The sequence below is a fragment of the uncultured Acinetobacter sp. genome (genome assembly GCF_947624825.1).
In the GTDB taxonomy this organism is placed as follows: Bacteria; Pseudomonadota; Gammaproteobacteria; order Pseudomonadales; family Moraxellaceae; genus Acinetobacter.
Genome location: NZ_CANQLZ010000005.1, coordinates 1 through 21,537, shown reverse-complemented (window position 1 = coordinate 21,537; position 21,537 = coordinate 1). Strand labels below are relative to the sequence as shown.

Here is a 21,537-nt window from a genome sequence, read left to right as displayed (position 1 = left end):
AAGCTTACAACTTATTTGTTAGCTTCTTCATAGGCTGCAATTGAGCTTAACACTTCTTGTTTTGCAACATCAGCGCCTTCCCAACCACTTAACTTCACCCATTTGCCAGGCTCTAAGTCTTTGTAGTGTTGGAAGAAATGCTCAATTTGGCTGATCAATAATGGCGGAAGATCAGTATATTCTTGAACGTCTTTGTAAATTGGCGTTAATTTGTCGTGTGGAACAGCAACAAGTTTCGCGTCAATACCACCGTCATCTTCCATGTTGAGTTTACCTACAGGACGGCAGCGAATCACCGAACCTGGTTCAACTGGATGAGGCGTCACCACAAGTACGTCTAATGGGTCACCATCAAGCGATAATGTATTTGGTACATAACCGTAGTTCGCTGGGTAGAACATTGCTGTACCCATGAAACGGTCTACAAACAATGCATCAGAATCTTTGTCGATTTCGTATTTAATTGGCGCTGCATTAGCAGGAATTTCAATAATTACGTAGATATCGTTTGGTGCGTCTTTACCCGCTGGGATGTTGCTGTAGCTCATAGCATCACTCTCAAATTAAGCTGTCTTTCAAAGCGCAATTATAGCGACTTTGTGTATTATCCGTTGCCGATTATACACCGCTCAACAGGAATTTTTAGCCCACTGTGAGTTTAATCACCAACAGTAACAACAAAACAGGACATGAGAGCGCCATAAACCACACAATCGACCGTAGGGTTGCCCAGTTAAGCAAATAACATAAGCCATACACCACACGTAACAGCAAATAAGCAACGCCAAAGGTCATAATAATGCTATGTGGGATCACCATATATTCAGCAATTAAAATCGCTGCAATAAATAAAGGTAGACCTTCAAAGCTATTTTGTTGGACTGCATTGGCACGCGCTGCCAAGCCTGTGGTTTGACTTAAAAATTGACGTGGATTTTGATTATCTTGAGCACGAAAGCCACCTGCAACTTTAGCAGTCACGGCAAAAGCATAAGGTAATAAACAAGCAATTAAAATGAGATAAATAATTCCACTTATACTTTGCATCTATATTGTTTCTCAAGTTGCACTAAGCTTGCATCATAGCATGGCAATTTGTTAAATAGAGCCTTTGCTACAATTGCACTTAGGCTAGGTTTATGAACGATCAAGAACAACTCAAGATGCTTAACATCCTTGAGCAACAAAAACTGCATCAACAACAAGTTGATCGCGTGCTAAAAGTCGTTTTGCCAATTGTGGCATTTTTATTGGCTGTAATTTGTGCCAATTTTAATATGCTCTCAACCTTAGGTACGATTGTGATGATGACAATAGCCTTTTGGATGGTGGGTATTCAGCGTAAAGTGGTTTGGCATTGGGCCACTGTGGTGATAGTGTATTGCCTCATAGATAACTTATATAGCTATCAAGGCAGTTTTAATTTAGATGCTTTTGGTCGTCAATGTGGAACTACCTTAGTGTTTTTATGGATTATTGGGATTGGTCGTCCTTATATTGACCGTTGGCTGATGAAAAGTAATACCACCCCACGCAAATAAAAAAAAGCGCCTTTATGGCGCTTTAATTTTTAAGCTGATTTACGTAAATCTTTACGCAGGATTTTACCTACATTAGATTTTGGTAATTCATCCATAAACTCCACATAACGCGGACGCTTATAACCAGTTAAGTTTTCTTTGGCAAATGCCAAGACTTCTTCTGTGGTTAAAGATAGATCTTTTTTGACTACAAATAGTTTTGGTACTTCGCCCGATTTTTCATCCGGTACGCCAATCGCAGCTACTTCAAGTACCTTTGGATGTTTGGCAATAATCTCTTCAATCTCTGAAGGATAAACATTAAAACCTGATACCAAAATCATGTCTTTTTTACGATCGACAATTTTGGTATAGCCACGGCTGTCCATCACACCAATATCACCGCTACGGAAAAAACCATTGACCATGGATTTTTCGGTTTCATCGGGACGGTTCCAATAGCCTTTCATGACTTGTGGACCACGAATACAGATTTCGCCTTGTTCACCTAATGCCACTTCATTGCCATCGTCATCTAAAATTGCAACTTCGGTCAGTGGTAAAGGAATACCAATGGTGCCGCTAAACTCGTTTGAAGCTGGCGGATTAGCCGTGGCAACCGGTGAAGTTTCTGATAAACCATAACCTTCGGTAATGTTGGTGCCGGTAATTTTTTTCCATGCTTCTGCTGTTGATGGCAATACCGCCATACCACCGCCCATGGTCATTTTTAAACGACTATGATCAAGCTGTTTAAACTCATCATTATTAACCAAAGCATTAAATAAGGTATTTACCGCAGGGAAAAAGGTCGGTTGATACTTACGTAACTCTTTAATCACCGCAGGTAAATCACGCGGATTGGGAATCAAGACGTTGGCTTGACCTTTATACATGCCATATAAGGCACACACCATAAAAGCAAAAATATGATACAGCGGTAAGGCACACAAGAAACGGTCATCTGGCGCACCATCTTGATTGCCAAATTTACTTTGGAAAATCCCGTCACATTGCAATAAGTTAGCCACTAAATTGCGATGAGTCAGCTCAGCACCTTTAGACACACCGGTGGTACCACCGGTGTATTGCAACACTGCTGTATCACTTAAGGTTAAACTTGGACGCTTGTACTGGCTTGCCTGTGCTTTAGCCATTAAGGTATTAAATTTAACGTGGTTTGGAATGTCCCAAGCCGGAATTTGTTTGCGCACCGAACGCAACACAAAATTGACCAAAGTCCCTTTAAGCACGCCCAACATATCGCCCACTGAAGCGACAACCACATGCTTAACAGTAGTTTTACCCATAATTTTTTGATAAACGTGGGCAAAGTTTTCCACGATCACCAAGACTTCTGCACCTGAGTCATTGAGCTGATGTTCAAGCTCACGTGCGGTATACAGTGGATTCACATTCACTAAAACAAGACCTGCGCGTAACACGCCTACAGCCACCACAGGATATTGAAGGACATTGGGCATCATGACCGCAACACGCGTGCCTTTGGCTAAATTCAAAGATTGCAAATACGCGGCAAATTTGCGACTTGCTTCTTCTAATTCAGTAAAGCTCATGGTTTTATCCATAAAGATAAAAGCATCACGTGCGCCGAATTTTTGGAAATTACTTTCAAAAACATCTACTAACGAGGTGTTTTCTGGTGGTAATGTAACAGTTTCAGGAATCCCTGTTTTTCGATACTCAGCAAACCAGATCTTTTCCATAATCCCAATGTCTCCCACTAATTTTGTGTCTTCACTCTTATTTTCAATGCTGCACTCATTGTTATACGTGTAATGTGCAGCATTGCTTCCATCTTCACGATTCAAGTATATAAGCGTATTGAGAATAAGACCCGTATTATCTTTGAACGAAGAGTTTCGTTGCTTTTTGATAACCACGCGGTAGCAGTTGCCCTTTAGAGGCCCGCTTACCCACATACTTGAGTAGATCATCAGCTTTGAGTTTTAACTGCTGTTGACCCGCAACCACATGAATTGTCTCATCTAAATTCAATAACGCTACGGCAAGCAGCTGTTCTTGATCTTCTAGTTGTACCAATTTATTGCCCTTACCTTTGTTGAGGATTGGTAATTCTGTAAGATCAATCACCGACACTCTACCACCAGACGTCAGCACAGCAACATGGCTAAACTGCTCAATGGCTTGAATATCTAATATGTGGCTATTTTCTGGCAAAGTCAAAAAGGCTTTTCCGGCTTTGGCACTGGTATCAAGTTGTTTGGCTTGGGTTTTAAAGCCAAATGCCTTACTGCTTAACACTAAAATTTCAGCGTCATCTTCGCCAATAAATACCTGCTTAAAGCCAATACCATTGGCAGGGCTTAGTTTAGAGCTTAATGGTTCACCAAAGCCACGCGCCGATGGCAATTGATTAATCGCAAGCGCATAACTACGCCCTGCTTCATCTAAAATATAAGCACGTTGATTAGACTTACCTTGCGCATGACTTAAGTATTGATCACCGGCGCGGAAATTTAAATTAGCCACATCTACATCATGACCTTTGGCACAACGTACCCAACCGGCTTGTGAAATGACCACGGTAACAGGATCAGCAGGCAGCATGTCTTGTTCATTAATTGCTGTCGCTTCTTGACGCTGGACAATCGGTGAACGACGGGCATCGCCAAATTTTTTCGCGTCTTCTTTTAATTCGCTAATAATCAGATTCTTCAATGAATCAGGATTATCCAATTGCTCACGGATAACCGCAGCTTTGCCTTCTAAATCGGCTTGTTCGGTGCGGATATTTTGCTCTTCAAGTTTGGCCAACTGACGTAGTTTTAAATCTAAAATCGCATCGGCTTGAATCTCATCAATGCCAAATTGTTGCATTAAAATGGCTTTAGGATGGTCCTCTTCACGAATAATTCGAATCACTTCGTCCACATTTAAATACGCCACCAATAAACCGCCCAAAATATGCAGGCGTTTTTCAATTTTATTTAAATGGTAACTTAAACGACGGGTTACGGTTTGTTTACGAATCTCAATCCATTCCAGCAAAATACGACGGATGGATTTCACTTGCGGACGACCATCTGCACCAATCATATTTAAGTTAACGCGATAACTTGATTCTAAATCGGTGGTGGCAAACAAATGGCTCATCACCGCTTCTGCATCAATACGATTTGAGCGCAACACAATCACAATGCGGGTTGGATTTTGATGATCCGATTCATCACGAATATCACTGACCAATGGCAATTTCTTAGCCTGCATTTGGTCGGCAATTTGGGTGATAACTTTTGAACCTGACACTTGGTATGGCAAATCAGTGATGATGATTTCGTTTTTATCGACTGTATAAACCGCACGTACCCGATAACTACCACGACCTGTGGTTTGAATTTTAAGTAAATCTTGCGGTGAGGTAATAATTTCCGCTTTGGTGGGTAAATCAGGTGCAGGAATAAATTCAGCCACTTTTTCGTCGCTTAAATTTGGATTACGAATTAGCGCAATCGTGCCTTTAATGACTTCACGTAAGTTATGCGGTGGAATGTCGGTGGCCATCCCCACGGCAATTCCTGTGGTACCGTTCATTAAAATATTGGGTACACGAGCAGGTAAATTGACCGGTTCTTTCATTGAGCCGTCAAAGTTATCCTGCCAATCACAGGTGCCTTGACCCAATTCTGACAACAATAAATCGCTGTAAGATGAAAGCTTGGCTTCGGTATAACGCATGGCAGCAAAAGATTTTGGATCATCCGGTGAACCCCAGTTGCCCTGCCCTTCAATAAACGGGTAGCGATAACTAAAAGGCTGTGCCATTAACACCATGGCTTCATAACAAGCGGAGTCACCATGCGGATGGTATTTACCTAACACATCACCTACAGTACGCGCAGATTTTTTCGGTTTACCACTTGGCTTTAAACCGAGTTCACTCATGGCATACACAATACGACGTTGCACCGGCTTTAAACCGTCACTGATATGCGGTAATGCACGATCCATAATCACGTACATGGCATAGTTTAAATATGCTTGTTCGGTAAATTCTGCTACTGAGCGATTTTCTGTCGCATGATGCACAAGGCTTGTCATACCAACCTATAATCCTAAAATAATATTTTTGTCTTGGGAAATTATAATGCGATGTCGCAATAGAAACCTAATTACAAATCCCTATGCGACAACGCATGACGCTTATTAATTCAATCAAGCACAGTTACTTGGAAATGGATTCCAAAGTACGACCTTTGGTTTCTTCACCTAACACTAAAATGACCACTGCCACAGCCACTAAAACAGCAGTAAACATCATAAAGACATAACTAAAACCATCGTCTTTAACCATTAAATGCGTGACCGCCAATGGTGCAGCAATGCCACCAATCCGCCCAACGGCTGCCGCCCAACCTGAGCCAAAAGCACGAATATGGGTTGGATATTGTTCTGGGGTATAGGTATACAGTACACCCCAAGCCCCTAGGTTAAAGAATGACAGTAAACAGCCCCATAACATAATCAGTGCAACGCTATCGGCTTGGCCAAAGAAATAAGCAGAAACTGCGCACATCCCAATAAAGATGGCCAACGTGGCTTTACGCCCCCATAACTCTACCAGCCATGCTGCCACAATATAGCCCGGCAATTGTGCCAAAATCATAAATAGGACGTATTCAAACGACTGCACAATGCTATAGCCTTGTTGTACCAACAAACTTGGCAGCCATGTAAAAATCCCATAATAAGAATAGACAATTCCAAACCAAATCAACCACAGCATTAAGGTACGTCGTGCAAAGATGCCCGACCATAATTGTGAAAATGAACCAGTTTTTTGCTCGGCAATCTGTTTAACTTCAATAGTTTCAATAACGGCTACACCGCACTTTCGCTCAATGCTTTGCACCAACTCGTGTGCTTCTTGAATCCGCCCGCGATGGATTAAATACGGAATCGACTCAGGTACCATCTTCCAAATTACAATCGCATATAAAGCAGGAATACCACCAATTAAAAATGCCATATGCCAGCCAAATTTTGGAATCACAAAATAAGAAACCAATGCTGCACACAACCAGCCTAAACCCCAAAAGCTCTCAAGCAAGACAATAAAACGCCCACGCACATGGGCCGGAATGTATTCACTGACCAAAGTCACAGCAACAGGCAGTTGCCCACCTAAACCTAAACCTACAATAAACCTAAACACCAACAACCAAGTTAAGTTGGGCGCAAAGGCACATGCTGCTGTGGCTAAACTATAAATGACGAGTGTTGTGGCAAAAACAGTTTTACGCCCAATACGATCGGCTAAGGCGCCTGAACACACCGCACCAATCGCCATGCCCACAAAACCAATCGACACCACCCAACCTTTTTCGGTGGGGGTCATTGACCAATCTTCTGCCATTTTGGCCAAAATAAATGAGATTAAGCCTGTGTCCATGGCATCGAACATCCATCCCAGTCCGATTACCCATAACAAGGTATAGTGAAACTTACCGATGGGTAAGCGTTGAATTCGCGAAACTAAATCCATAGCAAGATCTCTGATAAGGTGAAAGGAAGCGTACTGCTTTCACAACAGGATGTATGATTTTGCTCTTTGTTATACGCTAAATTGCTTAAAATATCTGCTATTTTAAGCGGGCGCGTTGTTTATTATGAAGCGTCTTTTGAAGAAGCAGATTGCTCATCATCTTCTTTATAGATAAATTTAGGCATCTCTAACCCAAAGTAAATCGCAATACAGCGCAATGAAAAACCAAATACTAAAGTGGCAATCACGGTCAGCTCAAGCGACAAGCCAATCTCAAGGCAAGCCCAATAGCAAATTACTGCTACAAAAGAAATACTGGCATACAATTCACGGCGGAAGACTAAAGGCACATCATTACATAAAATATCACGTAAAATACCACCCGAAACACCGGTTAGTACTCCGGCCACAGCACACACCACAAAGCCATGCCCCATTTCTAGCGCAATTTGACACCCAATAATGGTAAAGCCAATTAAGCCTAATGCATCAAGCAATAAAAAGATGGAGCGTAAATGACGCATCCATTTGGCAATCATGATAGTAAAAAATGCCGCAGCACAGGTCAGCACCAAATATTCTGGATGTTTGACCCATGTTAAAGGATAGTGTCCTAACAAAACATCACGCACCGAACCACCGCCTAATGCAGTCACACAGGCAATAATCACCACACCAAACCAATCCATACTGCGCCGACCGGCAGATAACGCACCCGTCATTGCTTCAGCGGTAATTGCAATAATATAAATAATGGTCAGTAACATGGCCTGATTATCCGTGTAGGCGCTTTCTTGCGCGCTATTCTATGCCAAAACTTATAAAAATGCTGCGCAGCACTGCTTAAATTTTTTCCCCGAACCACAAATACAAGCCTGCTTCATGGTTGGTTGATGATCTGTGGTCGGATCTAAAAAATACCACTGACCTTCGTGCTGTACAAAATGCGATACTTCATGGTGAATATGCGCCTGTGTAGCATCATGGTAATGCGCTTTAAATTCAACTTGGGCATGCTTTTTGGTCAATTTTTCTTGAGCTTGCACAACCTCAAGTTTTAGCCATTGATTGCTTTGGCTCCACTCCAAAATAGCAGGTACATCTAAATATGGCTGCTGCAAGACTGCGGTGGTTTTTACAATATAGTCAATTTTTTGTTTAGCAAAAGCGCTATAACGTGAACGCATTAATTGCTCGGCAGTTTGTGCATGCGCTTGACCTAAATGCAGCGGTTCACAACATAAACTATAATCAGGGCTGCCACATGGGCATAAATTAGACATTATTTCTCAAAAAATAGCGCATTGATACGCGTTATTTTAACCTGATTTAATGGGTTATATCTGTATCTTGCAGTTTAGCCACAATATGGACTTTTTCAATTTTATGACCATCCATGCTAATGACTTCAAAAATATGTTGCTCATCATGCAACGCTTCAGCAATATGGGGTAAATGCCCTAAATGAAACAGGATATAGCCCGACAAAGTGGAATATTGCTCTGCTTCATCCACTAAATCACGCCCAAGTAATAAAGACACATGACGAATATCGCTCGAACCTTCCAAAATCAAACTGCCATCTGGTAAGGTTTCTGCGCGAATGCTGCTTTGATCTTTATCCGGAAATTCACCGGCAATTGCCTCCAAAATATCTATGGGGGTGACAATACCCTCAATTGAGCCGTATTCATTTAGCACAATCGCCATTTGTAACGGTGCTTGACGCAACTGTTCCATCACCATGAGCAATTGCGCATTTTCATGCACAATCACAGGCTCACGCAAATGTTGCTCTACATGTAACACACCTGTTGCCACATATTCATTTAACAAATTATGGGTCAGCATTACACCAGCCATCTGATCCAATTCGCCATGCGCCACAATCACGCGTGAATGGCTAATACTCAGCAATTGCTGTTGAAGATGCTCGGCATCGCTAGATAAATCAATCCATTCTAATTTGGGGCGTGGTGTCATCACCGATTTCACTGGACGCTCGGATAGACTTAAAACGCCTTGTACCATAACACTATGATAGATACTGTTGTCCTCATCAAAAACTTGATTGGCAAAGTCACGCGTGGCGAGCACATCAGTGCTTTGTGGCTGCTCAAGGGTTTTACCACCCAACATACGCATGACTGCTGAAGCGGTGCGATAGCGTAAATCGTGTGTAGTGACTTGTTTTTCTTGATTAAGACGCATCATTTGGTTAAAAAATTCAATCAACACTGAAAAACCAATTGCGGCATATAAATAGCCTTTTGGAATATGAAAACCAAAACCTTCAACCAACAACGAAAAACCAATCATCATTAAAAAACATAAACATAAAATCACTACCGATGGATTTTTATTAACAAAATCCATAAGGGGTTTTGATGCCCAAAGCATGATCCCCACTGCAATAATCACTGCAGTCATCATCACCGATAAATCTTTAACCATCCCCACTGCGGTAATCACACTATCGAGTGAGAACACTGCATCGAGCACCACAATTTGTATAATGACCATCCAAAAAGTGGCATGCACAGGATTTTCCGCTTTTAAAGCAGGTTTACTTTCTAAACGCTCACGTAATTCCATCGTGCCTTTAAACAACAAAAACATGCCGCCAAATAGCAAAATCAAATCGCGACCTGAAAATTCATGCGCAAAAATCGAAAATAAAGGCTCAGTTAAAGTCACTACCCAAGCAATAGATGCCAACAAAATTAAGCGCATCACCAAAGCCAACAGTAATCCCACAATCCGAGCACGGTTGCGTTGTTCAGGTGGCAATTTTTCCGCCAAAATGGCAATAAAGACTAAATTATCAATACCTAAGACAATTTCCAACACAATTAAAGTGGCTAAACCCACCCATGCCGCAGGATCTGACATCCATTCAAATATCATGATTGCTGCTCCTGTCGCAGTATTTTGTTGTTATATGATTTATAAAATAGGCTATTTTCAGTGATATTCCGAAGATGACCATCACGCATATGCTGAATAAATGTTATGAAATATAGTTTGAGTATAGGCAATGTACTTAACAAATTCACGCTTTTTATCATATGGTGATATTAAGTTAAGTTTATGTCTAAATGTTTAGATCTGCATAAACTGTCACATTAGTTGCATAAACTTACTAAGAAAATAAAAAAATAATGTTAAGGTGAAAAAAAACATGAATAGCGAACTAAAAATGCCACAACAATTTAATCTTCCTAAAGCCCAAACCACGCAACCTTTAATTGCCCTATATTGCGGTTCACGTGTGGGCAATGATCCCATTTATTTACAAACCGCAATTGATCTAGCACAAGGTTTAGCAGAGCATCATTTTGGTTTGGTGTATGGCGGAGCAAGCATTGGGTTAATGGGTCAAGTGGCCGACACCATGATTGCACACGGCGGTGAAGCTGTGGGTGTGATTCCTGAATTTATGTTGGATTATGAAATCGCGCATACCCATTTAACCGAACTGCATGTGGTACAGACCATGCATGAACGCAAAGCATTAATGGCAGAGCGTGCCAGTGCCTTTGTCGCACTACCCGGTGGGCTTGGTACATTTGAAGAAATCTTAGAAGTTGCAACATGGGGACAACTCAATCAGCACCAAAAACCTATGGTGCTCTATAACGTCAAAGGTTTTTATAATGCTTTAATTGCACAACTAGACCACGCTGTCTTAGAAGGATTTTTACCACCACAGCATCGTGCCAAACTGATTGTATGTGAGCAGGCACAGCAAATTTATAATGTCTTACAAAACTTAGATACACCCAAAAATGTCAGGGTTTAAATATAAAAAAAGCGAGCATCAAGCTCGCTTTTTTTGAATCCACTTCGCTTAAGAAGCTAAAGCAGTTACCGTTTCATAGAACCACGGTAAGGTGGTGGCTAAAATCACCGACAAAGCCAAACCAAACATTAACTTCATCGCATCTTTACTCACATTACGTGAAGTACGATGCTTGCCTACTGTTTGAATTAACATTGAAATTGCAAACTCACGACCTGCAAGTAAACCTAAGAATACCCATGTGGTACTCATTGGAATATTACTCCACTCTTTGAAAATCAATAAGATAATCGCATAGATAAAGTCAACAATAGTTGCTGCACGTACATCATTTACGTCGGTCTTGGTATCCACGATCTTTTGGATTGCGCCACCACGTTGGTACAAAATCACACCAAGTAAGACCACAAACACCACAATCGCAAACATCAAGAATTCAAATGGTACTTGACGCGGTACATAGACAAAGATGTTGGCTAAATCTTGAATTAACCATTGGCTCCATAAGAACGCCGTCGATAACCATTGCAACACAATCCATTTGGTTGAATGTTCTTGATCTTTAGTCTGGTTAAAGTACACCGTCATTTTGTTGGCAACAAAACGATAAATGATTAGCGCTGCAATGAAGGCAACCGCATAACCCATCATCGATTTTACCATCATCGAACCTAAGCTCGATGGCGAGAAAATTGTGAGCACCAAGAATGTAGTACTCACAGGAATACCATACTTGGTTAAAAACAACAGTAAGATTGGCGGTACAATATACAACCAAGTAATACCACCCTCAGGGAATGGAATGGTTTCAAGTCGACCATAAGACGCATCACCAACACCCGATGCGTACCAACCGTACATAAGAACCACAATCAAGATACTGCTGATAAAAATCCACAGAATCCACCATGGGCGATGGGAGTTTGATGCAAGGAAAGTACCTAAAGTTTGTGGTACGTCATTCCCAACAATGGAGTAGGCCGCTAAACAGAAGCCAATGACCATTAAGATTTCAATTGTCATAACAAAAAATGCTAGATCATAAATTTGTTGCAATGTTATGGCGTTTTTATGACAATTTCATGAACATTGGTGATTTTTTATCGGGTTTTTTCTGCAAATTGATCAGTTGAATGAATTTCAAAGTATTTTTTATCTCAAAAATTTAAATCAGCCAAAATATAAGCACAGCAATCCTTGGGTTTTTTGTGATCAGTTCCATTAAAATAGAATAAAAATTCGCGTGATTAGCAATGACTGCACCTGCCCACCAAGCCTTACAACCTGAATTTCGCCTTTTGGTGCTCTTAGTATCCATTGGCTTTTTTATGCAGGGCTTGGACACCACCATTATTAATACCGCTCTACCCAATATTGCCGCGCATTTAGGACAAGATCCCTTAAGCATGCACGGTGTAGTGGTGGCCTATGTGCTGTCGGTTGCAGCCTTTATTCCACTGAGTGGTTGGTTGGCAGATCGTTTTGGGGTGCGTAATACTTATTTTGCAGCCATCGTCATTTTCACTTTGGCCTCTTTAGGTTGTGGTTTTGCCAGTAGCTATACTGAGTTGGTGCTTTATCGTGTGCTACAAGGTGTAGGAGGTGCTTTACTCATGCCGGTTGGGCGGTTGGCTATGCTCAAGATTATTCCACGTAACCAATTTTTATCTGCCATGAGCTTAATGAGTTTGGCTGGTTTACTAGGGCCTTTAATAGGACCTGCCTTAGGTGGATGGATGGTTGAATATGCCTCGTGGCAATGGATTTTTTTAATCAATTTACCCATGGGTCTGCTAGGTGCATGGATGACGTTTAAGATCATGCCCAACGTCAAAGAAGCCACGGTCAAAAGTTTTGACTTTATGGGGTTTGTATTGCTGTTTATCGCGATGGTGGGTTTATCCTTAGGCATTGAAAATTTTGCCCATCCTGCACAATCGCTGTGGCTGTCTATCCTGCTGATTGGATTGAGTTTAGCCGCCATGACTGGTTATGCATATCATGCCCATAGCCATCAAAATGCTTTGTTCCGTAGCCAATTATTTACCAACAAAGGCTTTACCATTGGAATTTTAGGCAATAGTTTTGCACGCTTAGGTGGCAATGCCATTCCATTTATTTTACCGCTGATGCTGCAAGTGGTCTTTGGTTTTGATGCCCTCACCACAGGCTTACTGATGATTCCTGCGGTTTTGGGCTCTTTAGCGTCTAAGCCAATCATTCGTAAATTAATTCAGGTCTTAGGTTACCGTCGCTTTTTATTCAGCAACACGTTATTACTCGGTTTATGCATTGCCAGCTTTGCATTTACCCATGCTGACATGCCACTGTGGTTACGTGCGCTGCATTTGTTTATTTTTGGCTTATTCAACTCATTGCAGTTTGTTGCCATGAATACTTTTACCTTAAAAGATTTATCACAACACAATGCAAGTAGCGGCAACAGTTTCTTATCCATGATTATGATGTTGGCAATGAGTATTGGGGTGGCATTGGCAGGGACTTTAGTAAATGTGTTTAGCGGCTATTTAGGTGCTGCACATTTAGAACAGGCCTTTCATTTAAGTTTAATCTGTTTAGGCGCAATTAATTTAATTGCTGCCGCAATTTTTTGGCAGATTCCTAAAAACACCTAGCCCGAGTACACTAAGCTCAAACTATTTACCTTCAGGCGTCACTTTATGCCCTCTTTATGCTTCAGCACTCGAGCAAAATTGCTTACGCTTGGCATTGTGCTGAGCATGATTTTGCTTGGCATAGTTTGCAAGCTTATTTATCAGCAAGCCAACAGTGCGCATAATCCGCCTATGGTGCAAGGTTTTGATGTGTCGCACCATCAAAAACAGATCCAATGGCAAAAAATTTCACCGCAAAAATATCAATTTGTGTATCTTAAAGCCACCGAAGGCGGTGATTTTAGTGATACTCGATTTCAAGACAATTGGCTCAAAGCACGTGAGCAAGGCTTACACGTAGGTGCCTATCATTTTTATCGTTTGTGTCGTGATGGCAAAACGCAAGCTCAACATTTTATCCATACCGTACCTAAAAAAGCCGATGCCCTACCACCGGTGATGGATTTAGAATACGACAGCAAATGTATTAATCATTACAGCAAAGAACAATTATTAAATGAAATTCAAATCATGCATGATGCTTTACTTCATCATTATGAAAAACAACCAATTTTTTATACCACACCAGCCTTTTATCATATTGTGCTAGTCGGTCATTTTCAAAATACCCCGCTTTGGATTCGTGACTATCAAGGACAGCCCAAGCTGCCTGAGCCGCTGACTTGGTTATTTTGGCAATATAGCAATCAAGGCAAAATTGAAGGGATTAACGGCCCTGTAGATGTCAATCGTTTTAATGGCAGTCAGCAAGATTGGCAAAATTTCTTAATTCAGCAGCAAGTCATCAAGCATGCTGCAATTGATTAAATGCTGTATATCTGCACTTTTTCTTAAACTCCAATACTTTAAGCAAGCTCTAAAGCAAATATTTGTAAAAATAGGGATTCCATTTTAGCCAATTTAGGTTAATCTATGCGCGCAATACATTATCCATGTATGTGCTGAGATGCTAAAAATCACCTTTATTTTTGGCACACTGTCCTGTGATTGGCGCGATGATCCATCCAAATATTACAGGGCTTCTCTGTTCATTCTTCTTCTGTATCTGTGATTGCTCTTGCAATTGTACCAAGCCTGACTACACTCAATAAAAATAAATCAGTTTTAAGTCTAGGAATAAAATAATGACAGTACAGCGCTTACACGTTTCACAACGTTTCTCAGAAATTGCAATTTCAGGTCAATTGGTGCATTTAGCCGGGCAACTAGCAAATGATACGAGCCTTGATATTACTGGGCAAACCACGCAAACCTTAGCGATGATTGACCAATTTTTAGCAGATGCAGGGACAGATAAATCAAATATTTTATCGGTTACCATTTATTTAAAAGACATTGAGCAAGATTATGATGCATTTAACCAAGTGTGGGATGCATGGGTCAGTGATATTCAAGCACTGCCACGGACTTGCGTCGAAGCAAAAATGTATCGACCTGATGTTTTGGTTGAAATGACAGTAGTTGCCGTGAAACCTTAATTTAATATGACATTGGGGCATGAGTTAATGGATAAGCTTTGTCCCGATGGCGCATGTCTAAATGATCATTAAAGACAATGTGGGCATTTAAAAAATCACGCTTTAACTCACTCAGCTGTGGCACTTGGGTATAACGTAGTACCTTGTAACCCGCCATTTTAAGTAGATCATCTTCATAATAATCCTGCTTTAAACGCTTTATGGCATGACTTTCGGTGAGTGCCACCACGGCGATAATATGATGATCTGTATCAAGCAAAACAAAATCTGCCACCATATTGCGATATTTAGAGCGCGTTCTTGGGTATTTGGTGGTTAATAACGCATCAAAAGACACCTGTGCCAAAATATTTTTTTCAGGCAACAAAGTTTTTAAGCGTTGGTAAATCAACTGCTGTTGAGGGCTAAAAATAGCTCTTTGCTTTAACGCACTATCTGCCGGTCGGCGATACCAAAATATCTGCCTGAGCAATAAAGTCATACATCCTAAAAGCAGAATGCTAATGAGCATATAAATCCACATGGTGACTATCCTAATTGTTATATTTTATTTTTATTGATCAGCCTAAATGCAAATTTAAGCTTTAAACATATCCTTTGCTTAGATTTAATCTAGGCAGTTTATTCATAGCTCACAAGATGTTTTTGGTAGCAACAAGTGATATTCCGATAAAATGCAGCACAAAAAAAGGACGCCTAAGCGTCCTTTTTTGAGTCAAGCATTAACTACGTGATTTCGGTTTTGATTTAGGCTTGCCACTAAATGGCTTTTTGCTATCACCTGTTTCACGCGGTGGTAAACCGGTATGCTGCGTTAAAATTTGACCACGTTCAGGACGCTTCTTGGTATTTGAAGGACGTGCTTGCGCCGCCTTAGTACGATTACCTTGTTCACCTGTACGTTTTGCCGAATCGCCTGCGACAGTTGAGTTCTTCTTACGTGCTGATTGATACTGGCCCTCTGCACCACCGGCAGGTTGATAGGTCGGAATCAAATGCTGCTTTGAGTTACCAATTAAATCTTGGCGACCCATTTCACGTAAAGCATCACGCAACATTGGCCAGTTATTTGGATCATGATAACGCAAGAACGCTTTATGTAAACGACGACGCTTGTCACCTTTAACAATGTCAACTTGTTCGGTATAACGTGCCACTTTGGCAAGTGGGTTTTTACCGGTGTAATACATGGTGGTTGCTGTTGCCATTGGTGACGGATAGAAGGTTTGTACTTGGTCAGCACGGAAACCATTCTTCTTTAACCAAATTGCAAGGTTCATCATGTCGTAGTCGGTGGTACCCGGATGCGCCGCGATAAAATACGGAATTAAGTACTGTTCTTTACCGGCTTCCTTACTAAAACGCTCAAACATTTGTTTAAAACGATCATAAGTCCCAATACCCGGCTTCATCATTTTATTGAGTGGGCCTTTTTCGGTATGTTCCGGTGCAATCTTAAGATAACCACCTACGTGATGGGTCACTAGCTCTTTAACGTATTCAGGATTTAATACCGCCAAGTCATAACGTAAACCTGAACCAATCAAGATTTTTTTAATACCCGGTAAAGAACGTGCTTTACGGTATAACTGTGTTAATGGTGCATGATCGGTATGCAAGTTTTGACAAACACCCGGGAATACACACGAAGGCTTACGACAGTTTTTCTCAATCTCGGGATCTTTACATGCCAAACGGTACATGTTGGCTGTTGGACCACCTAAGTCCGAGATAATGCCGGTAAAGCCCGGTGCTGTATCACGGATTTTTTCAACTTCACGTAAAATCGATTCTTCCGAACGGTTTTGGATAATACGACCTTCATGCTCGGTAATTGAACAGAAAGTACAACCACCAAAACAGCCGCGCATGATGTTCACAGAGAACTTAATCATATCAAAAGCAGGGAAACGTGAATTTGCATACGCAGGATGCGGCAAACGTGCATAAGGCAAGTCAAACACATAATCCATCTCTTCCGTGGTTAACGGAATTGGTGGAGCATTCAGCCATACGTCACGTTCGCCATGCTTTTGCACCATGGCACGCGCATTCCCCGGATTGGTCTCTAAATGCAAAATACGGTTAGCATGAGCATACAGTACAGGATCTTCTGCCACCTCTTCAAAGGCAGGCAAACGAATCACAGCAAGTTCGCGTGGTGGCAATTTATGTTTAATTGCTTTGCTTTTTGCAGGCTGTAACTGAACAATCTGAGTATTTTCGTCTAATTGATCGCCTTCGCGCACAATTGGATTTGCAACATGTTCTTTTTCAAAGCCTTGATATTGGCTACTGTCTTTGCCTTGCTCAATTTCACAGCCTTCAATATCTTCGGTCATTACATACGGGTTGATAATTGGATCAACACGACCGATGGTATCGACATCGTTAGATGCAATTTCCACAAACTTGGCTTTAGAGGCACGGTTATGTTTATTGACAATAAACGCAGTACCACGAACATCGGTAATTTGGTGAATTTTTTCACCACGCGCCAAGCGATGCATAATTTCAGTAATCGAACGCTCACCGTTACCGTACATCAGTAAATCGGCTTTAGAGTCCATCAGTACCGAACGGCGTACTTTATCTGACCAATAGTCATAATGCGCAATACGACGCAGTGAAGCCTCAATACCACCTAATAGCACTGGCACATCAGGATAAGCTTCGCGCACGCGCTGACAGTAAACAGTTGCCGCACGGTCAGGACGTTTATTGGGTTGATTATCTGGCGAATAAGCATCATCAGAGCGGATTTTGCGGTCAGCCGTATAACGGTTGATCATCGAATCCATATTACCTGCGGTCACGCCCCAAGCAATATTTGGCTTGCCTAATACACGAAACGCATCTACGTTGGTCCAATCCGGTTGCGCGATAATCCCAACACGGAAACCTTGCGCCTCTAAAGTACGCCCGATAATGCCCGAACAAAATGAAGGATGATCGATATATGCATCACCACACACTAAAATAAAATCACATGAATCCCAACCGAGTTGGTCCATTTCCTCGCGCGACATCGGCAAAAATGGTGCGGGTTCAAAACATGACGCCCAATATTTGTCGTAATCAAACAACGCGGTCGGCGCGGTCTGAGCGGTATAAGCTGTAGACATGGCTAGCAATTCTCGGCTGGCAGATGATAGGAGATCTAAAAATAAGATCAAAGATGAAAGCCGAGCATTTTACCATGAATTTTGCTCAATTTGTCTGACTATAATTTATACAATACCCAAGGACTAATTCCTAAAGTATGGTTGAGTAATTTTGGTTGCAGAACACAATTACGGAAATGATAAACAACAGCAGGAGTGCTTAATAAAAAGCTCGACTATACCTGCGCGGTTACACTGGCATAGCGCATAGGCAACATAAAAAATTCTTCATGTTTTGCTATTTAAAAAGATGTATAGTTTTTAATCGCTTGCGTTATAATACCTGTAGTCACAGCAATAACATAGCTTTTAGGTGATTAAGGTCAACAATTAGACCAAATTTGCTAAATACATACAAAAATTATTTTTTGCATATATCCAAGTAATCTATGATAACCACATCACAAAATTTCTCAATTACGAGAATTAATTTATAAAAATATTGTTTAATATTACTTACTTATATAATGTTTATCATCAATCATCCAACAGGTATTTCATACTTTTAGATTGCTAAATATGAATAAAATGCTAGATTAAGTCAGACAACCATCATAAATCCAATATCGGTTGTGATGCATAGGTTTATATATCAATAACGACATTTTTAAGGGGAAAATCATGGCTAAAGTTTCATTGGCAAGCTTAAGCGAGATCGATGGTTTCGTAGCTGCAGCATTAGTCGATAGCGAAAGTGGTTTAGCACTTGCAACACAAGGTACCTCAGGCATTGATTTAGAGTTAGCAGCAGCAGGTAATACAGAAGTGATACGTGCAAAACGTAAAGTTGCAAAAGCTTTAAACCTTGATGACACCATCGAAGATATTTTAATTACATTAGGCAAACAATATCACTTGATTCGTCCACTTGAGTCAAATGACAGCTTATTTTTATACGTGGTATTAGACCGTGCAAAAGCGAACTTAGCTATGGCGCGTCATGAGCTTAAAGGCTTTGAACGTGAACTAGATTTCGCTTAATGTGTTCACAGTGAGATAAGAATTGACTTGTCTCACCTTCTTCTTCTCTAACATAGGCTTATCGTGAAAAAGCAACTCAATATTTCTGTATTTGGCTTAAAGCTTACGACCATCGATGAGTTAAAACTCATGATTGAAGGTGTTTTGCCTGAAACATACAGCATCAATTGGAGCAATATTAGTGATGCCCATTTAGATGTGCTTTTAATTAGTCATTTGTTTTATGAGTTGCCTAATATTGTTGCGATCCGCAGAAGCCCGCATTTAAAGACCTTAAAAATTGCGCATGATCCACATTTACATGATCAAGTGGTTGACGATACTTTATATTTACCTGCTCAAACAAAAGCACTGCAACAATGGTTTGCAGAACATATCTTAGAAGAAGATCATAACATCTGTGAACCTGCTCTCCCCACTTTAGCAGAACTACAAGCCACTTTGCCCAATACCACTACCCTTCAATCTGAAATACCAAGCCAACCACAAACTGAGCCAGCGGTTGTCTTAGAATCCTCTTGTCCTCAAGTTAAAGCTGAGCAACTTGTGCAACGTGTGGCACAACATACATCAAGAATTACACAAGCAACCTCGCAAAGACCGCTTAAAAGCAGTCAACAACCTCTACTACCAAGTAATATCCCCACTGAAACTGTTTTTATAAAACCGAAAAGCCCTTTATCTGAAGCGCTGTTTGAGCAAAAAATTCACTATAAATATTTTGAACAGCTACAGCAACAATTGTGGCAAAGCGATGAATATCGCCAATGTATTATCACCGCTGCAAGCGATAAAATTGCTCTGCTTGATAAGCCTAACCATCAATTTTGGTTAAGTAGCTCAATCGGTAGTATTAAACAAACTAGCTTAGAGTTACAACACGCTGATTTAAATCATGTAGTACGCTTTTGCCATAAGAATCAACCCTACGACTTGCACTATGGGCTATGGAATTTTGTTTGGCACAACGTTGAAGAAAGAGTACCAAGTTATAGCGGTTACTATCGTCTTAAGTATTGGCCTCAGCCTTTAAAAGATCGTAAAGATATTTTTAAAATTGCTGGTTATTTACAATATGGTGCTGATCTTGAGTATATACACAAGCAAACAGGCATTGCCTTAGAGTTTATTCATCGTTTTGTTTTTACAAGTTTAGTGAGTAATATGCTTGAGGTAATTGATGAACAACAAGCAGACTCGCGTTTTAAAGCTGAGCAAAAACATGCCGTGGTAGAACCACCTTCTGCCATACGTAATTTTTTTGGTAAATTGCGTAAAAAATTAGGTCTCTAGGAAAAGAGCTTTATGATTTTACAACAATATAAAATTGTCTTTGCAGGCACAATGGGCGCTGGAAAAACAGCCGCCATTCAAACCATTTCACAAATTAAAGTGTTAAGTACCGAAGCCATTAATACCGATACTGCTGCACATCAAAAAGCCTTAACCACTGTAGGAATTGATTACGGTGAGATTGCGCTAGATGATGAAACCAAAGTTGGTCTATACGGCACTCCCGGACAAGAACGCTTTAACTTTATGTGGGGTGTGATTTGCAAAGGTGCGCTAGGTACAATTTTATTAATTGATCATAGTATTGCCGACCCTATTACTGCCTTAAATGATTACTTGGGCAGCTTCAAAGATATGAGTGATAACATTATTATTGGAATTACTCATGTGGATGAGAAAAATACACAAAGTACTGCGATTTATCGTCAGTGGCAAGATCAGCAAAAAGTGAGTTATCCTGTGTTTTTTGTTGATGCCCGAGTAAAAGACGATGTTTTATTAATGGTGGATGCATTACTTGCCAATGCAGAAATTAGTTTCTCTCATTAAAAGATTAAATAGTTATGTTATTAAAACGTTCAGCACCTGATGCTTTGATCAATCTTGCACAGCAAAGTATTGAAGAAATTTTACGTGAAGTGAGTGGCGTAGATTTCATTATGCTGTGCTCTACTGACGGCTTTGAGTTAGCTTCTATACACAAGAAAAATGTGCCTAATTCAGGAAAATTAGCTGCCGTAAGTAGCTCGATTTTAGCAATGGTGCAGGCATTCTTAGGTGAGATCAATTTAAATGGCTGCCAAAACATTACTTTAGATGCAGAAAATGGCAAAGCGCTTTTAACTGCAGTACCAAGCCCAAATCATCCAATGCTGATTGTTGCACTTACTTCAAAAGACGTACTTTTAGGTCATTTATTACTAGCAATTAAGAAAGCCAGTGAACAAATTGCACAAGCCGATCAGAATTATCCAATCAAATAGATAAAAATAGCCCAAAATATTTGGGCTATTTTTAAATTTTTCAAATTTCAGGCATAAAAAAAGGCCCCCTGATCATTGATCAGGGGGCCTTTTTAGAATAATGAGCTGGCGATGACTTACTCTCACATGGGTAACCCCACACTACCATCAGCG

General features: G+C 40.7%; 20 protein-coding genes. 9 read left to right on the top strand and 11 right to left on the bottom strand.

The features are described 5' to 3' along the window. Positions 1–11: 11 nt before the first annotated feature. Positions 12–548, bottom strand: coding sequence for an inorganic diphosphatase (gene ppa / locus Q0017_RS02265; RefSeq protein ID WP_298142195.1), 537 nt, complete (start codon positions 546–548; stop codon positions 12–14). 94 nt (positions 549–642) lie between these two features. Further along, a complete protein-coding gene (locus tag Q0017_RS02260; protein WP_298142193.1) occupies positions 643–1,047 on the bottom strand; it encodes an MAPEG family protein in 405 nt (134 codons plus the stop codon). Between the two features lie 92 nt (positions 1,048–1,139). Here Q0017_RS02260 and Q0017_RS02255 point away from each other — a divergent pair, with 92 nt between their 5' ends. Further along, complete coding sequence (locus Q0017_RS02255) at positions 1,140–1,541, top strand: hypothetical protein (protein ID WP_298142191.1); 402 nt, start codon at positions 1,140–1,142, stop codon at positions 1,539–1,541. Between the two features lie 29 nt (positions 1,542–1,570). Here Q0017_RS02255 and Q0017_RS02250 read toward each other — a convergent pair whose 3' ends face one another. The 6 genes from Q0017_RS02250 to Q0017_RS02225 form a co-directional block, all read right to left on the bottom strand. Then, positions 1,571–3,247: an AMP-binding protein gene (locus tag Q0017_RS02250; protein WP_298142189.1), complete on the bottom strand. Its 1,677-nt coding sequence runs from the start codon at positions 3,245–3,247 to the stop codon at positions 1,571–1,573. A 136-nt stretch (positions 3,248–3,383) separates the two neighbouring features. After that, positions 3,384–5,603 carry a DNA topoisomerase IV subunit A gene (parC, locus tag Q0017_RS02245; RefSeq protein WP_298142187.1) on the bottom strand — a complete coding sequence of 740 codons (2,220 nt, stop codon included), beginning with the start codon at positions 5,601–5,603 and terminating at the stop codon, positions 3,384–3,386. A gap of 124 nt (positions 5,604–5,727) precedes the next feature. After that, entirely contained in the window at positions 5,728–7,047 is a 1,320-nt protein-coding gene (locus Q0017_RS02240) for an MFS transporter (protein WP_298142185.1), read from the bottom strand. A 122-nt stretch (positions 7,048–7,169) separates the two neighbouring features. Continuing rightward, positions 7,170–7,814, bottom strand: a complete 645-nt coding sequence (locus Q0017_RS02235; RefSeq protein ID WP_298142183.1) for a trimeric intracellular cation channel family protein — start codon at positions 7,812–7,814, stop codon at positions 7,170–7,172. 51 nt (positions 7,815–7,865) lie between these two features. After that, on the bottom strand, positions 7,866–8,330 hold the full coding sequence (locus tag Q0017_RS02230) for a YchJ family protein (RefSeq protein ID WP_298142181.1): 465 nt from the start codon (positions 8,328–8,330) through the stop codon (positions 7,866–7,868). A 46-nt stretch (positions 8,331–8,376) separates the two neighbouring features. Beyond that, positions 8,377–9,954, bottom strand: coding sequence for a transporter associated domain-containing protein (locus Q0017_RS02225; RefSeq protein WP_298142180.1), 1,578 nt, complete (start codon positions 9,952–9,954; stop codon positions 8,377–8,379). Between the two features lie 274 nt (positions 9,955–10,228). On the opposite strand from Q0017_RS02225, the gene Q0017_RS02220 reads away from it, so the two are divergent. Beyond that, positions 10,229–10,849: a TIGR00730 family Rossman fold protein gene (locus Q0017_RS02220; protein WP_298142178.1), complete on the top strand. Its 621-nt coding sequence runs from the start codon at positions 10,229–10,231 to the stop codon at positions 10,847–10,849. A 48-nt stretch (positions 10,850–10,897) separates the two neighbouring features. Here the strand turns inward: Q0017_RS02220 and Q0017_RS02215 are convergent, their stop codons facing one another. After that, positions 10,898–11,872, bottom strand: a complete 975-nt coding sequence (locus Q0017_RS02215) for a hypothetical protein (protein WP_298142176.1) — start codon at positions 11,870–11,872, stop codon at positions 10,898–10,900. Between the two features lie 230 nt (positions 11,873–12,102). Here Q0017_RS02215 and mdtD point away from each other — a divergent pair, with 230 nt between their 5' ends. From mdtD to Q0017_RS02200, 3 genes are all read left to right on the top strand, one after another. Beyond that, positions 12,103–13,485 carry a multidrug transporter subunit MdtD gene (gene mdtD / locus Q0017_RS02210; protein WP_298142174.1) on the top strand — a complete coding sequence of 461 codons (1,383 nt, stop codon included), beginning with the start codon at positions 12,103–12,105 and terminating at the stop codon, positions 13,483–13,485. A 45-nt stretch (positions 13,486–13,530) separates the two neighbouring features. Continuing rightward, the gene (locus tag Q0017_RS02205) at positions 13,531–14,292 is read left to right on the top strand and encodes a GH25 family lysozyme (protein WP_298142172.1); all 762 of its coding nucleotides are present in this window, start codon (positions 13,531–13,533) and stop codon (positions 14,290–14,292) included. A 317-nt stretch (positions 14,293–14,609) separates the two neighbouring features. Beyond that, positions 14,610–14,963: a RidA family protein gene (locus Q0017_RS02200; RefSeq protein ID WP_298142170.1), complete on the top strand. Its 354-nt coding sequence runs from the start codon at positions 14,610–14,612 to the stop codon at positions 14,961–14,963. A gap of 1 nt (position 14,964) precedes the next feature. Here Q0017_RS02200 and Q0017_RS02195 read toward each other — a convergent pair whose 3' ends face one another. Further along, positions 14,965–15,486: a DUF2726 domain-containing protein gene (locus Q0017_RS02195; protein WP_298142168.1), complete on the bottom strand. Its 522-nt coding sequence runs from the start codon at positions 15,484–15,486 to the stop codon at positions 14,965–14,967. Positions 15,487–15,685: 199 nt separating this feature from the next. Beyond that, positions 15,686–18,088 (bottom strand): YgiQ family radical SAM protein, encoded by a 2,403-nt coding sequence (locus Q0017_RS02190; RefSeq protein WP_298142167.1) that lies wholly within the window; start codon positions 18,086–18,088, stop codon positions 15,686–15,688. A 660-nt stretch (positions 18,089–18,748) separates the two neighbouring features. On the opposite strand from Q0017_RS02190, the gene Q0017_RS02185 reads away from it, so the two are divergent. The 4 genes from Q0017_RS02185 to Q0017_RS02170 all read left to right on the top strand — a co-directional run bounded on the left by Q0017_RS02185 (position 18,749) and on the right by Q0017_RS02170 (position 21,384). Further along, positions 18,749–19,108 (top strand): roadblock/LC7 domain-containing protein, encoded by a 360-nt coding sequence (locus tag Q0017_RS02185; RefSeq protein ID WP_298142166.1) that lies wholly within the window; start codon positions 18,749–18,751, stop codon positions 19,106–19,108. A 63-nt stretch (positions 19,109–19,171) separates the two neighbouring features. Continuing rightward, positions 19,172–20,401 (top strand): hypothetical protein, encoded by a 1,230-nt coding sequence (locus Q0017_RS02180; protein ID WP_298142164.1) that lies wholly within the window; start codon positions 19,172–19,174, stop codon positions 20,399–20,401. Positions 20,402–20,413: 12 nt separating this feature from the next. Then, entirely contained in the window at positions 20,414–20,950 is a 537-nt protein-coding gene (locus Q0017_RS02175; RefSeq protein ID WP_298142162.1) for an ATP/GTP-binding protein, read from the top strand. A gap of 14 nt (positions 20,951–20,964) precedes the next feature. Continuing rightward, entirely contained in the window at positions 20,965–21,384 is a 420-nt protein-coding gene (locus tag Q0017_RS02170) for a roadblock/LC7 domain-containing protein (protein ID WP_298142160.1), read from the top strand. Positions 21,385–21,537 lie beyond the last annotated feature (153 nt).

Coding starts and splice junctions, on each gene's coding strand:
- Q0017_RS02260 (WP_298142193.1), bottom strand. CDS start 1,047: ATGCAAAGTATAAGTGGAATTATTTATCTCATTTTAATTGCTTGTTTA.
- Q0017_RS02200 (WP_298142170.1), top strand. CDS start 14,610: ATGACAGTACAGCGCTTACACGTTTCACAACGTTTCTCAGAAATTGCA.
- Q0017_RS02190 (WP_298142167.1), bottom strand. CDS start 18,088: ATGTCTACAGCTTATACCGCTCAGACCGCGCCGACCGCGTTGTTTGAT.
- Q0017_RS02230 (WP_298142181.1), bottom strand. CDS start 8,330: ATGTCTAATTTATGCCCATGTGGCAGCCCTGATTATAGTTTATGTTGT.
- Q0017_RS02205 (WP_298142172.1), top strand. CDS start 13,531: ATGCCCTCTTTATGCTTCAGCACTCGAGCAAAATTGCTTACGCTTGGC.
- Q0017_RS02175 (WP_298142162.1), top strand. CDS start 20,414: ATGATTTTACAACAATATAAAATTGTCTTTGCAGGCACAATGGGCGCT.
- mdtD (WP_298142174.1), top strand. CDS start 12,103: ATGACTGCACCTGCCCACCAAGCCTTACAACCTGAATTTCGCCTTTTG.
- Q0017_RS02250 (WP_298142189.1), bottom strand. CDS start 3,247: ATGGAAAAGATCTGGTTTGCTGAGTATCGAAAAACAGGGATTCCTGAA.
- Q0017_RS02240 (WP_298142185.1), bottom strand. CDS start 7,047: ATGGATTTAGTTTCGCGAATTCAACGCTTACCCATCGGTAAGTTTCAC.
- Q0017_RS02195 (WP_298142168.1), bottom strand. CDS start 15,486: ATGTGGATTTATATGCTCATTAGCATTCTGCTTTTAGGATGTATGACT.
- ppa (WP_298142195.1), bottom strand. CDS start 548: ATGAGCTACAGCAACATCCCAGCGGGTAAAGACGCACCAAACGATATC.
- parC (WP_298142187.1), bottom strand. CDS start 5,603: ATGACAAGCCTTGTGCATCATGCGACAGAAAATCGCTCAGTAGCAGAA.
- Q0017_RS02255 (WP_298142191.1), top strand. CDS start 1,140: ATGAACGATCAAGAACAACTCAAGATGCTTAACATCCTTGAGCAACAA.
- Q0017_RS02235 (WP_298142183.1), bottom strand. CDS start 7,814: ATGTTACTGACCATTATTTATATTATTGCAATTACCGCTGAAGCAATG.
- Q0017_RS02185 (WP_298142166.1), top strand. CDS start 18,749: ATGGCTAAAGTTTCATTGGCAAGCTTAAGCGAGATCGATGGTTTCGTA.
- Q0017_RS02225 (WP_298142180.1), bottom strand. CDS start 9,954: ATGATATTTGAATGGATGTCAGATCCTGCGGCATGGGTGGGTTTAGCC.
- Q0017_RS02170 (WP_298142160.1), top strand. CDS start 20,965: ATGTTATTAAAACGTTCAGCACCTGATGCTTTGATCAATCTTGCACAG.
- Q0017_RS02215 (WP_298142176.1), bottom strand. CDS start 11,872: ATGACAATTGAAATCTTAATGGTCATTGGCTTCTGTTTAGCGGCCTAC.
- Q0017_RS02220 (WP_298142178.1), top strand. CDS start 10,229: ATGAATAGCGAACTAAAAATGCCACAACAATTTAATCTTCCTAAAGCC.